The sequence below is a fragment of the Lysinibacillus sphaericus genome (assembly GCF_002982115.1).
Taxonomy (GTDB): domain Bacteria; phylum Bacillota; class Bacilli; order Bacillales_A; family Planococcaceae; genus Lysinibacillus; species Lysinibacillus sphaericus.
Map to the genome: position 1 here is coordinate 4,530,968 of NZ_CP019980.1, position 13,821 is coordinate 4,544,788.

Genomic DNA, 13,821 nt, shown 5'->3' on the forward strand with positions numbered 1-13,821 from the left:
TGTAATGAAACATAAAGTTATAATACTAGCATGGTCTAATTTTAGACTAATTTGTTTTTTCAGATTATTCAATTTATAATTATTATACTTAAAATCGAGGGAGGATTACCTATGATACTATTAAAAGTATTTTTAGAGGAATCGCTTTTCTGTCATTCGGATTTTAATTTCTATCCTTAAAATTGGCGATTTTATCAGTTAATTAAACAATTCCGCGTGACAGGCTAACGCAAATTGTATTTGGAATATAAATACAATATATATTGTATAATTAGGTGAAGAATCATGAATACATTTTACTCTTATTTGAAACTTCTTGTAAAAACTCTGCCTCTTTTTTGGGGTGCTTCGAAGTTTTATTCTATTATTTTGTTTGTTATTATTCCTTTTCAAGCTATATTACCATCTCTAACTCTATGGTTTTCGAAAGGATTAATCGATGCTATTTCTACTACCGACACCATCGTTTATTCTATCATTATTTTCTTTGTACTATCTTGGATAATCGTGTCATTTATTAATGCCATTTTAGGTCCTGTTGAAATGACCTTTCAAGGTTTAATAACGGATAGATTAATTGCCCAATTAAATAAAAGCTTGATGGATAAATCCTCAGAAATAAAGGGATTATACTACTTCGAAAATCCAGAATTTTATGATGATATACAAATACTTGAGCAAGAGGCTGCGTGGCGACCAGTAAATCTTATTGTTTTTACTTCGGGCATGATTAGTAGTGTACTAACAGGCATTTCAATGTTGGTGTTATTAACAAACTTTAATATTTTGATAGCAATCATTGTGTTTGTTGCGATTATTCCTCAGGCTATCGTTACCTATAAATTACAAAAAGAGGCATTTGAAACACTTGTCATAAATAGTCCTGAAGCTAGAAAGATGCAATATTACAGCTCAGTCATGCTATCAAAAGAACATATGAAAGAAGTGAAAATATATAATACTGCTGACTTCTTCATTAATAAATACATGTTAACGTTCGATAAAATCCATGCAGATATTAAAAAAATTAGATATAAGCAAACTTTCTTCTCAATACTATTTGTCGGAATTGGCATGATTGGAATTGGGTTGAGTTTTTGGTGGGTAGTCACTGGTGTACTAAATAATACATTTACCGCAGGAGATATAGTAATTTTCGCTTCATCAGTTTTACTCGCACGTCAAAGTTTGGCAAGTTTCATAGAAAATTCAAGCTTACTATATGACACGCTACTTTATATGGAAAAATACTTTAAGTTTATCTCTTTAAAATCAGATATTTCATCAGGTGAAAAGCTATTATGTCTAGAACAAAATGAATTTACTATTCGGTTTAAAAATGTATCTTTTCATTACCCTAATTCCTCCAAGCCTATACTCCAGAATGTAAGTTTGACAATCAGCATGGGACAAAAGATTGCATTAGTCGGCGAAAATGGTGCTGGAAAATCGACTATCGTTAAGCTGATTACAAGATTATACGAGCCAACCGAAGGAATCATTGAATTAAACGGCATTGATATTACCGAATATGAAATCGACGCATACCGCAAAATTATCGGTATAGTGTTCCAAGACTTTTCACGTTACCAGTTAACTTATAAAGAAAATATTTTAATTAGTGACACAGGGAATACTAATGATGATGGAATGTTAGCAATTGTTACCGAAAAAAGCGATCTTGTGGATTTGGTTGCAAGTTTTGATTATGGGTACGAGCAAGTTTTAAGTAAAAACTTTGATAATGGAACCGAACTTTCAGGTGGTGAATGGCAAAAGGTAGCAATTGCTAGAGCTTACTTCCGCAATGCAGCATTTCTTATTTTAGATGAACCTTCAGCGTCTCTTGACGCGAGAAGTGAGCATCAAATGATTGAATCATTAGCAGATCTCTCATCAACGAAAACATTACTATTAATAACACATAAATTATCTGCTTTAAATATGGTGGATCGTATCATTGTATTGCAAGACGGACATATAGCAGAGGAAGGTTCGATGCAAGAACTGTTGACCAGCAAAGGCTATTTTGCGGAATTGTATCAACTACAGGCTAATAAGTATGTCAATTGGTGAAATCAATGCATATCTGTCTTTTCAAAATAGAAAGGAGCATTGCGTTTGAAAAATGTCAAAATCGAAAATGTCTCTAAGCAATTTGGGAAAGTGCAAGGTGTAAAAGATTTAAATCTCGAAATCAATACGGGTGAATTCTTTACCTTCCTTGGGCCTAGTGGCTGTGGGAAAACGACGACATTGCGAATGATTGCAGGGTTTTATTATCCTACTGAAGGAAAAATTTTTTTCGATGATCGCGATGTGACATTACTTCAGCCAAATAAACGCAATATTGGTATGGTGTTTCAAAATTATGCGCTGTTTCCACACATGACAGTAGACGAAAATATTGCTTTTGGCTTACAAGTACGAAAGCTCTCTAAACAGGAAATAACACAAAAAGTTGACCGCATTCGAGGACTTGTACATTTAGGGCAATATGGCAGCAGGAAAATTAATGAATTATCTGGTGGTCAGCAGCAACGCGTTGCCCTAGCAAGAGCACTTGTGATTGAGCCTGATATTTTATTACTCGATGAACCGTTGTCGAATTTAGATGCAAAGTTACGTGAGGAAACGCGAATTGAAATTAAAAGAATTCAATCCGAGTTAGGTGTTACAACCATTTATGTAACTCACGATCAAATGGAAGCGATGTCCATGTCGGACCGCATTATGGTGATGGACAATGGTTATGTAAAACAAATCGGCACACCTCAAGAAATTTATAATCGACCAGTAAACCGCTTCGTTGCCGATTTCATCGGGGAAACCAATTTAATCGAAGCGACAATCTTTGCGATTAACGCAGATGAAGTGCAAGTAAAAACAAAGCATGGACTTGTTCTAACTGGGCGAAAGCAACACAGCTCCCCTACTTTAACGCATATGATTGGAGACAACGTGTTTATTTCGATTCGTCCAGAGTCTGTCAATCTGGGCCCTGGAGAAAATACATTAACTGGAACAATCACATTTGTTGAATTTACAGGAATAAGTGTAAATTACATTGTCGATTTTATTGAATTCTCATTGAAAGTTATGATAATCAATAAAAATGTACAGCTAAAAAACATTGGCGAAAGCATTACTTTAAATATAGCGCATGAATCACTATATTTTTTAGGAGAATAGGAGGCAGACCACATGGAAAAACCACCTGTACATTCTTATCAAAGTAATGCTTGGACACGGCTAACGCAATCTAAATGGTTTGTCTATATTTTAATTTCACCTTTGTTTTTAGTATTGTTTGCTTATGTCATTTATCCTTTCTATTAAACTTTTCTTCAAAGTTTTTCAGGAGAGCACGCACTTAGTCATTATCAAAAGTTTTTTAGCCTTGCTAGCCCTGCTAATCTTGAGGCGCTATGGACTAGTTTATATATATCCATTATTAGCGTGATTTGCTGTGCACTTGTTGGTGTAACAATGGCATTTTTATTGGAACGCTATGAGTTTCCAGGAAGACGCATATTATCTATTTTAGTATTAGTGCCAATGGCTCTTCCACCGCTTGTTGGCGTACTCTCTTTTACATTCCTATACGGGGAGAGTGGCATTTTTCCACGCGCAATTCAGCATTTATTCGGCTTAAAGCAAGTACCCTTTTCTTTAAAAGGTATATGGGGTGTCATCGTTGTCCATACATTTACCATGTACACCTACTTCTATTTAACCGCTTCGGCTGCTATTAAAGGACTTGATCCATCATTAGAGGAAGCAGCAACTAGTTTAGGTGCAGGGCGTATTCGTGTATGGACAAAGGTTATTTTACCGATGTTGACACCTTCTATTATTGCATCTGCCTTGCTCGTCTTTATGGTATCAATGGCATCTTATACGGCACCATTAATGTTTGGTGTCGAACGAACGATGACCATGCAAATTTACTTATCACGGACAAATGGTAATTTAGAAATGGCCGCTACACAGTCAATGATTTTATCGTTTGTATCCATTTCATTTTTAATTGTTATGCGCTGGTACCAAAACCGTAGAAATTACCAAAATTTGAGTAAAGGCATTAGTGTTCATCGCTCAGAAGTATCTTCAAAATTCATGAAAATAATTGCTACAATAGCTTCATTTGGCGGAACACTGATTTTAATTTTACCCATTTTAGTGCTGATTTTAATTTCCTTTTCAGTCGATGGTGCATGGAAAACCCAAATACTGCCCACCGACTACACTGTCGATCATTATGTGGCACTCTTTACTGATGAGCGAACGTGGAGACCTATTTGGAACTCCATCCAAATGGGTATTGTCGCAACGTTTGGTAATGTACTTTTTGGTGTCGCTGCAGCCTACGCGATGGTGCGTCTCAACTTTAAAGGGAAAACATTGCTCGATATTTTAATTATGGTTCCTTGGGCACTGCCTGGAACTGTTGTTGCTGTCAATTTAATTGCTGCCTTTAGCACTGAAAATATATTTACCTTTAACCAGGTGCTGATTGGTACGTTTTGGATTTTACCGCTTGCTTATTTTATTAGACATTTACCACTTGTTTTCCGTTCAACATCAGCCTCTCTTGTGCAATTAGATCAGTCGATTGAGGAGGCGTCACGAAGCTTAGGTGCAAATTGGTGGTATACGTTTCGACGTATCGTCCTGCCGCTAACTTTTTCGGGCATATTAGCAGGAACATTACTAGCGCTTGTCCAAAGTTTAGGTGAATTCGTAGCTTCTATTCTTATTTATAGCACTTCTACGATTCCGCTATCTGTGGCTATATTTCAAAAGTTATATGCCTTTAAATTTGGAACTGCTTGTGCCTATGGTGTTTTACAAATTTGCTTAATTTTAATAGTACTTATTATTTCGGAAAAGCTATCAAAGGGCAGTGCTGGCTCAGCCATATAACTGTTATTCTATTAGGAGGCCATTAATTATGTTTGAAGATTTCCGTAACAAAATTCAGCAAGAGGATGGAATAATTTTTCCTTCGAATATTTACCGGAAAATTGTATTGCAACCGGCTTATGATGAAGCAAAGAAAAATTTTTTAACGATTATGCTTCAAATTAATATTGCCCATTTAAAAATGCTAGAAGAACAAGGACTTGTAAAAAAAGAAGAAGCGAAGCAAATTGCTTTGGCACTGAAAAAACTAGATTTGAACTATTATCGAATAGAAGATTACAGCCCGCAATACGAAGATTTATTTTTCCGCATTGAAAATAAATTAATTGAACTTGCTGGTGATGTTGCCGGAAATCTTCATATCGGTAGAAGTCGGAATGATATGGGGATTGCCATTTATCGAATGACATTGCGCAAAAAATTATTAATGCTTATGGGAGAATTGCTTAAATTACGCGGTGATTTAATTGCAGCTGCCGAGGAGCATATTGATACGATAATGATTGGCTATACACATACGCAACAAGCTCAACCGACCACTTTTGCCCATTATTTAAAAGCTGTTATTGATCAGCTAGATCGTGATTTTGAGCGCATGCAGCATTGCTATAAAACGATAAATCGGAGCAGTATGGGGGCAGCCGCCTTAACGACAACAGGCTTTAACATTAGTCGTGAGCGTATGCGAGACTTATTAGCTTTTGACGATATTATTGAAAATGCATGGGATGCGGTTGCTGGAGCTGATTATATTGCTGAAACAGCAAGTATTGTGCAACTTGCGGCACTGAATCTTGGCCGTACATCACAAGACTTTTTACTATGGGCTACGCAGGAATTCAACGCCTTTACACTTGCAAGTCCATACGTTCAAATTAGCTCTATTATGCCTCAAAAGCGAAACCCTGTGTCCATTGAGCATACGCGCTCATTACTATCTGCGGTTGTTGGAGATGCAAGTACAGTGCTACAAATGGTACATAATACACCGTTTGGTGATATTGTTGATACAGAGGACGATATGCAACCGTATTTATGGCGAGCGATGGATCGATTAATAGGTATATATAAATTATTTGGCTCGCTTGTTGTCACAATGGATGTCAACAAGAAAAAGCTTCGAAACCGTGCAGAAAATAGCTTTGCCAATGTAACAGAACTTGCTGATACGTTAGTGCGTTCGGAAGGTATTTCATTTCGCCAAGCCCATAGTATCGTAAGTAAATGTATTAAAGTATTGCTTGCTCACGGTGAAGAATCATTGGCAAGTCTTACGTGGGGATTAGCCAATACACAAGCCAAATTGGTTACTGGCAAACCGTTAGTTATTTCTGAAGAAGATTTCTATCATACTTTAAAACCCGAGTTCTTCGTAAATGTCCGAACATTACTAGGTGGCCCCTCCCCTGAAACGATGCGGGCTTCGATCGAACGTTCGAAGGCACAAGCCAATACCTTACTTGAGTGGATTCAACAGAAAGAATTAGCTATTACAGAGGCGGAGAAGCAATTAATTTTGTTTATAGAGGAATGGGATCAATGAATAAATGGCTACTAATAATAGACGGTGGTGCAACTAAAACGGCATGTGCCATCGTACATGCCGAGTCAGGTGAAATTCAATATACAACAACAATGGGCGGATCCAATTATCAGGCGATCGGCATAGAGTCTGCAACAGAAATACTACGAGCGTTATTAAGCAAAGCTCGTGTATTTTTGCAGGAACAAGCTATCTCTAAAATCGCCGTCGCCACGTTTGCTATGGCTGGAATTGATTCTCCAAAGGATCATCAAAATGTGACCGCAATGGTTCATGAGGCAATTACAGCGGAACAGCTAGATATCCATACGTTAATCGTCGAAAATGATGCACAAGCTACTTTATTAGGTGTCACTGAAGGACAAGCAGGTGCGCTACTAATCGCAGGAACAGGGGCTATTGCCTATGCATTCGATGGGCAACAAATTGCCCGCACTGGTGGTTGGGGCCATCGTGCGGGCGATGAAGGAAGTGGCTATTGGCTTGGGCAGGAAGTCATACGTGCCATTTTTCGGATGGAAGATGGCCGAGGGGAAGCGACGCTATTAAAAGATGCTGTTTATAACTATTTACGTATTCAGGATGTCACCGAGCTCGCAGCATGGTTATTCCGCCCTTCTTATACAAATGCACAATTAGCCAAAATGGGGGCATTTTTGGCCGATGCCGTTGCCAAAAAAGATACATGTGCTATTCAAATATCCACTCAGGCAGCCCATGAATTAGTGCTCCTTGCTTGTGCGGTACTTAAAAAAATCAGTTATCAAGGCCAACCATTTAACTTTTATTGTAATGGGGGTGCTATAAAACATAACCCTCTGATTTTAAAAATATTTTCACAAGAAATGACTTCAATGTATCCGAAAATTAATGTTTCCTTATGTCAACATCAGCCAATATCTTATATTATCAATCGTTCAAAAAGGGCGTATGACAATTTGTAATATCCCACGCCCCCAAGTGTCGACAAAGAGGCTGGGACATAACAACGGCGCAGCAAAAAGGTGTTAGATTGACTACCATCAATCTAACACCTTTCTCTTTTATCCCAGTCTCTTTGTTATATTTTAGCTTTTTAATAGCTTGAACAAAATATGATTGAAGTAAAGAGTGGCATCCTACTGTAAACTGCGTAGCCAGCAACAGTAATGACTGCATTTAAATTATAGTTGCATTTTCTTTAGTTCATTCGTCATGAAATATAAATAACCGTCCTTAATAAATAAATCCTTCGTGTCTTCCTTATTCAGCAGTTGTTCGCCACTTCCATCGGGGCGAATTTTCGTTAAATAAGCACCATGTGAATAATTACTAAAGTATAGCCATCCATCTGCATAAACGATATATTGTGCACGCGTTTTCGTGACACGCTGTGCTTTGCCTGTAGTCATATCAAGCACATATAATCTATTGTCATCAGAAATACTGCTATAGAATAGTTGATTTCCTACCTGTGCAGGAAAATCAATATCTTGATAATAGCTATAAGCGGTACTTGTTGCTTTCGGATAATCGTCTGCTATCCATGTGTGATCGCGTGCCATCGTGCGATCATCCACTAAAAAGTATTGATATCTTATAGCCCCTTTACGATCAGGCACCGGATCATTCCACGTTGTATCAAGATGATACCATTGACCGTCGAGTTTTACTAAATTCCAAGCATGACCTTCTTGACCGACATAACCCACAATATATTTTGTCTCGAAACCAAGTTTTTGCAACATTGAGTGTGCTAATAACGCATAGCCCTGACAAACACCACCATGCTCGGCCAGCACCGTATAGGCACTATGTGGGCTTGACTTTGTTTGCTCAGTATAAGCTGTATTGGCTACTATATAATCATTTACTGCTTTAATCTTTTCTACATCGGTTTTCGCGTTTTTTGCAATCGTAGCAACGATCTCTTGCGCATTCATCTCTACATAAGCCGCTTGCTCCGGTGTCATTAAATAGCTTTGTTCTCCAAAAATCTTAGCAGTTTTTTTACCATATTCAAAGCGTATGGAATGCTTACTAATATGACCATAGACATAATCGTCTCGTTTAATGGCACTATCATAAGCCTCCTCCACAATTTTCTCGATTCGTTGCGTACTTCCTTTATATTGAATTTCAAAGCTAGGCGAAAAACTACTATAGTAGGCGTACATTGCATCCGCCATTTCCTTCGCATTAGTGACAACAAGCTTTGTTTCAGGCTGCTTTACAACTGGAGCAGTGACCGCTAGCTCTTGGTTCTTTACATCTTCAGGGTTGGCTGTTTGAATTGAGGCATCTTCTGAAAATTTGGTGGTAACATCAACAATTTTTTCTTTTGTTGCTAGTAGCATCGTTTCGATGTCATCATTATTTGCCCAAGTTACGACTTGCTTAACTGTCGCTTTACCCGCTGTATAGATTGGTTCCATAAAAACGATAAATATTACTATAATCGCTAGCTTCTTCCACAAAAATCTTCACCTCACACAGTTTCACTACTTTCATTATATACAAAAAAAGCACAAAGAACTCATTTAAGAGTCCTTTTGTGCTTATAAATAATATATGCATTCAACAGGTAATCTAGAAACGTCCTGTTGTTTCGTCCACTGCATACTAGTTCATTTTTTGCTTTTGTTCTTTACAATTAACTTTATACACTAAATAACCGCTACCAATCATTAAATCCGTTACAGATTGTTTCACTACTACATTTGTTTTTAATGTTTTAAGATTTAGTTTTGTTAAGTAGCCGCTATTACTATAATCGCTATAATAAAGATAATCGCCAGCGCCTGTAATGTACAGTGCACGAGTATCAATCACCTTCGTCTTCTTACCACTTACTAAGTCAAGTTTATACAACTTATCATTATCCGCTGTATTGCTGAAGTATAAAGTATTTTGGATTTGGTGTGCAAAATGTACATTTTGCATGAAATTATAGGTAGTACTTGTGGCCGCAGGATAATCTGTAGTAATCCAAGTATGGTCTTTGTTTAGTTGTGCATCGGTTACAAGGAAGTAATCATAGGAAGATGCCCCTATTCGATTTGGTAACGGATCATTCCAAGTTGTATCCAGATGATACCACTTGCCATCAAGCTTCACCATATTCCAGGCATGTGCTTCAGTGCCATTCACATAACCTACTACATATTTTGTTTCAATCCCTGCTTGCTCTAGCATTTTATAAGCTGATAACGCATAGCCCTGACATACAGCTTGTCCTTCGAATAGTAAAGCGTAAGCGCTATGGGGACTTGCTTTCGTTTTTGTACCATAAGTAGTATTTGACACAATATAATCATTAATAGCCTTTACTTTTTGAAACGGTGTCATAGAAGGCTTAATAATCGTCTTTAAAATGCTATCAATCTTCTTTTGTACAGCAGCTTCTTGTGTGGCATTTGTAAAGTATTTTACTTTATAGGTTACATTCCCGACAGAGTCAGCAGACATTGAAATGCTTTGAAGATGACCACTAGCATACGTAGCTTGTTGCTGCGCCTTTTCAAATGCCTCCATAAACTTGTCCATATCCGTCATTGAACCACTATATGTAACTTTAATTTCAGTCGCAAAATTATTAAGTTGCTTTGCTATTTCTTTTGTTAATTGATCAACAGTTGCTATCTTCGTACTAGCCATCGCATTGTATACAATCGGTGCAGGAGTGTTTAATGGTTGAGTCTGTGCACTTTGTGCATTGGCTACAGTTGGGCTTAACATCAACAATGTGGCACTGCTTAATAACCATTTTTTCAAGATAGATTCACCTTCTCTTATATAATATCTTTATATTAATTATAAAAGAAAATGCAACTTTAAATCTATCATACAAGTTCACTACATACGACTTTTTTCTACAATATTTCATTCCAATAATTAGGTTTTTACACCTACCTTTACTATAAATCTACTAAATTAAAGTAATTTTTTGCAAAATTCATCAATTCACTTCTTTTAGACTACTAAGACCTGTAAGACGACACAAGCCCCGCTACATCGACTTTTATTGAATAACGAATTCATCGAGCCTTCAGGAGGCTTACCGTTGTCCAATGAAAAGTGAAGAAGCAGAGCTTGTCGATTTAACAATAATCCATTTTAATTTTATGCTTTTTATATTAGCCTTAACAATCAACGGCTTTTAACAACTAAATTAACCGCTTCTTGAATCAATTCATTCATTTTCTCGCCGTCACCTTCCGCATTTTGGACACATTCCAACAGATTCGTACTCACAATGACACCTACTGTACGATCTACTGCTGAACGCACTGCTGATAATTGCGTAATAACAGCCTTACAATCCTTTTCTTCTTCCATCATTTTTAAAATACCGCGTAGCTGACCTTCCATGCGCTTTACACGATTTTTTACTTGATCTGAATATTCCACATTCATTACCCCTTCTTTTTATACTCGCGACGTCCAGTTGAGTAATTATTATTCTTATCCTAGCACAAAATATAAGAAATAAACCTGCCACATCATTCTTGCTAAGGTTTTAAATATTTTATAAGCATTTTAGTCATTACAGTACCTGCATTTGTTAGTTCATCGTATTGCATAATTGAATTCTTTTTTATGCGTAGCTGACCAATTTCTACTTCGAAAATGGGACATTTTCTTCTTAGAGCGACGACAAGCATATTTGTATCGTAGTCAAAACGATCACCTTGCACTTTAATAAGCCATGGTAACTCATTGATTGCTATGTAACGCAAACCTGTTTGTGTATCCATCAGTTTTTTATGGAATAGTAATTCAAACAACAAACTAGTCGCTCGATTTCCCCAATAGGAAAAAAATGTACTATCCGAAGAATGAAAATTTCGTATGCCTAGCACAATACCTTCTGAAAAAACTTTTGTCATGTTCAATACTAGTTTGATATCTTGTAACGTATGTTGCCCATGTGCACCTACTGTTAATACACCATGAAACTTCACACGTTTAGACCATACATAGGAGAATGCAGTTTTTAATGCGCCTCCCTTTCCAATATTGTGTTCATGCTGAAGAACCTTGCAGCTATCTATTTTCTTTAACTCTTCAAAAATACTTGTATATTTTTGATCGCTACCGTCATTCACAATAATAACTTGGGAAATGGAGGTAGCTAATAATTGATGTACGAATGTTACAAATGATTGTTGCGGATTATATGTTGGAATAATTGCTGCAATGTTTTTCATCAATTAAACAATCCCCCCAATAACTATAAACAAACTCTTATATCAAATAGTAACATGGAATGTCGACAATTCAACCGATGATTTCATTGTAAAAACATCAATAACTTTAATATTTTCCCGATATATGAAAAAAGGCTGCTACCGTGAATTGGTTAAGAAGAGGTGAGTACAATCGTTATACAATATGAAATCCTACATGAACAATGTAAAAAGTTACACATATTATCGTTTACGCATTTAGCAGAAAGTCTAGAAGAAGCTAGCACTCATGCTATATCCCAACCTTCCATCTCCTTACATAAGTCACGCCTCGTTGTCGAGGAGATTGTTTATGACTTTTACGAGCTGGAAATGCACGCCAAACCTAAAATAAAAAATATGCGAACACTATTAAATAATCGTACGTTTATAGCAAAAATACATCCACGTCGCATTTATTTATTAATGGAACTTGTCCTAAAAATGACAAGTACTAGCAATAATGACATTGTTGAAGCAAAAGCCGCCAAAATTGTCCTCGATTATGTTAGTGATATCGTTGAATGGTTTATTCATCGTTATGATCGGAAACTTAAAATGTCCATGTCCTCGCGAAAAGGCGCTAAATTTGAAGATATTTTGCCGCCAATCGATACGAAGACGCTGGATCACTACTCTGCGAAGGACTATGAACATGCGGCTAATTGGTTTGAATTAGCTGCTGAAAAAGGCAATGCAAGTGCACAATACAATTTAGGCTTCCTTTATAATCATGGTCGTGGCGTCCAAAAAGATTATACAGCTGCCAAAACATGGTATGAGAAAGCAGCCGCACAACAAGATGCGAACGCACTTTATAGTCTCGGCGTGCTTTACCATTTAGGGCAAGGTGTTGTACAAAATTATGAAGAGGCTGCAAAATATTATAAATGTGCTGCAGATTTAGGAAATGCCGATGCACAGTACAATCTAGGTGTACTTTATAATCAGGGGCTGGGGCTTCCTGTTAATTTTACAGAGGCCGCAAAATGGTATATTTCAGCTGCCAATCAAGGTAACACTAGTGCACAAAATAATCTCGGCTTTCTTTACCATAATGGGACTGGTGTGCAACAAAGCTTTGAGGAAGCGATAGCCTATTTTGAAATGGCAGCACTTGCTGGAGATGCAAGCGCGCAATATAACCTTGGGTATATGTATCTTAAAGGTCGTGGTATCTCACAAAATATGGAGGAAGCTGCGAGATGGTTCCATTTAGCTGCTCTTCAAGACCATACCAATGCCGAATTTCAATTAGCGATGCTATACAATTCAGGGTTAGGTATACAGCAGGATCACGTTGAAGCAATGAAATGGTTTAAACTTGCTGCCCATAACGGACATACCAATGCGCAATATTGCCTTGGTATCCTCTACCAAAAGGAGAAGGATAACACACGAGCAGAAAGTTGGTTACAACTTGCTGCTGACAGTGGTCATATTAGTGCTGGCTACGAGTTGGGGCTTCTTTATGTCTATCAACTTCAACAGCCCGATAAAGCATTACCCTATTTTAAAATGGCTGCTGACAAAGGCTATGCTGATGCTCAATTCGAGCTAGGGCTTCTTTATGCAAAAGGGACAGGTGTTACATTGAATTATACTGAAGCAGTGAGATGGTGGAGAGCTGCAACCGACCAATCACATATTCAGGCGGAGTATCAGCTAGGATTATTATATGAACAAGGTTTAGGTGTTCCCCAAGACTTAGATGAAGCTCGACGTTGCTATAGGCTTGCCGCTCTTCAAGGGCATTCAGGTGCGCAATATCAACTTGGTAATTTATTTGATAAGGGGAAAGGTGTAAAGCAAGATTTTACAGAGGCTGCAAAATGGATTGAACAAGCGGCGAGTAAAGGACATGCTAAAGCTCAATTCCAGTTAGCCCAAATGCATAGTCATGGACAAGGTGTGCCTAAAGATTTTGCCAAAGCAGCACAACTTTATCGACTTGCTGCCAATAAGGGACATCAAAAAGCGCAATTTCAGCTTGGTATGCTTTATAAAAAAGGACAAGGCGTTGCTCAAGATTATAATGAGGCAACACGTTGGCTAAAAAAATCTTTAGAACATTTAACATAAGTGCTTCCTGAGGCGAACTAGTGCGAGTCGTACTTGTAAAAAAGAGTACCTATAAAAAGAAAT

Annotated in this window: 9 protein-coding genes and 1 pseudogene; 6 read left to right on the forward strand and 4 right to left on the reverse strand. The window is 37.4% G+C overall.

The window, feature by feature from the left end; all coding sequences use genetic code 11:
- Positions 1-285: 285 nt before the first annotated feature.
- From LS41612_RS22140 to LS41612_RS22160, 5 genes and pseudogenes are all read left to right on the forward strand, one after another.
- Positions 286-2,076 (forward strand): ABC transporter ATP-binding protein, encoded by a 1,791-nt coding sequence (locus tag LS41612_RS22140; RefSeq protein ID WP_024360799.1) that lies wholly within the window; start codon positions 286-288, stop codon positions 2,074-2,076.
- Positions 2,077-2,121: 45 nt separating this feature from the next.
- Positions 2,122-3,192, forward strand: coding sequence for an ABC transporter ATP-binding protein (locus LS41612_RS22145; RefSeq protein WP_024360800.1), 1,071 nt, complete (start codon positions 2,122-2,124; stop codon positions 3,190-3,192).
- Positions 3,193-3,204: 12 nt separating this feature from the next.
- Positions 3,205-4,926 (forward strand): annotated as a pseudogene (locus tag LS41612_RS22150) (ABC transporter permease).
- A gap of 28 nt (positions 4,927-4,954) precedes the next feature.
- The gene (gene argH, locus LS41612_RS22155; protein WP_024360801.1) at positions 4,955-6,469 is read left to right on the forward strand and encodes an argininosuccinate lyase; all 1,515 of its coding nucleotides are present in this window, start codon (positions 4,955-4,957) and stop codon (positions 6,467-6,469) included.
- Positions 6,466-7,413, forward strand: a complete 948-nt coding sequence (locus LS41612_RS22160; RefSeq protein ID WP_024360802.1) for an N-acetylglucosamine kinase — start codon at positions 6,466-6,468, stop codon at positions 7,411-7,413. Before argH ends, LS41612_RS22160 begins: the two co-directional genes overlap by 4 nt.
- Positions 7,414-7,632: 219 nt before the next feature.
- Here LS41612_RS22160 and LS41612_RS22165 read toward each other — a convergent pair whose 3' ends face one another.
- The 4 genes from LS41612_RS22165 to LS41612_RS22180 form a co-directional block, all read right to left on the reverse strand.
- Positions 7,633-8,925 (reverse strand): transglutaminase domain-containing protein, encoded by a 1,293-nt coding sequence (locus LS41612_RS22165; RefSeq protein ID WP_024360803.1) that lies wholly within the window; start codon positions 8,923-8,925, stop codon positions 7,633-7,635.
- Positions 8,926-9,070: 145 nt separating this feature from the next.
- Positions 9,071-10,222 (reverse strand): transglutaminase domain-containing protein, encoded by a 1,152-nt coding sequence (locus LS41612_RS22170; RefSeq protein ID WP_024360804.1) that lies wholly within the window; start codon positions 10,220-10,222, stop codon positions 9,071-9,073.
- A gap of 375 nt (positions 10,223-10,597) precedes the next feature.
- Entirely contained in the window at positions 10,598-10,858 is a 261-nt protein-coding gene (locus LS41612_RS22175) for a metal-sensitive transcriptional regulator (protein ID WP_024360805.1), read from the reverse strand.
- 101 nt (positions 10,859-10,959) lie between these two features.
- Positions 10,960-11,658 carry a glycosyltransferase family 2 protein gene (locus LS41612_RS22180; RefSeq protein WP_029747046.1) on the reverse strand — a complete coding sequence of 233 codons (699 nt, stop codon included), beginning with the start codon at positions 11,656-11,658 and terminating at the stop codon, positions 10,960-10,962.
- A gap of 162 nt (positions 11,659-11,820) precedes the next feature.
- Between LS41612_RS22180 and LS41612_RS22185 the strand changes: the two genes are divergently transcribed.
- The gene (locus LS41612_RS22185) at positions 11,821-13,758 is read left to right on the forward strand and encodes an SEL1-like repeat protein (protein ID WP_233433821.1); all 1,938 of its coding nucleotides are present in this window, start codon (positions 11,821-11,823) and stop codon (positions 13,756-13,758) included.
- The last annotated feature ends 63 nt before the right edge of the window (positions 13,759-13,821 follow it).

Excerpts from the sequence above, each read along its gene's own strand:
- LS41612_RS22180 (WP_029747046.1), bottom strand. The coding sequence starts at position 11,658 with ATGAAAAACATTGCAGCAATTATTCCAACATATAATCCGCAACAATCA.
- LS41612_RS22160 (WP_024360802.1), top strand. The coding sequence starts at position 6,466 with ATGAATAAATGGCTACTAATAATAGACGGTGGTGCAACTAAAACGGCA.
- LS41612_RS22140 (WP_024360799.1), top strand. The coding sequence starts at position 286 with ATGAATACATTTTACTCTTATTTGAAACTTCTTGTAAAAACTCTGCCT.
- argH (WP_024360801.1), top strand. The coding sequence starts at position 4,955 with ATGTTTGAAGATTTCCGTAACAAAATTCAGCAAGAGGATGGAATAATT.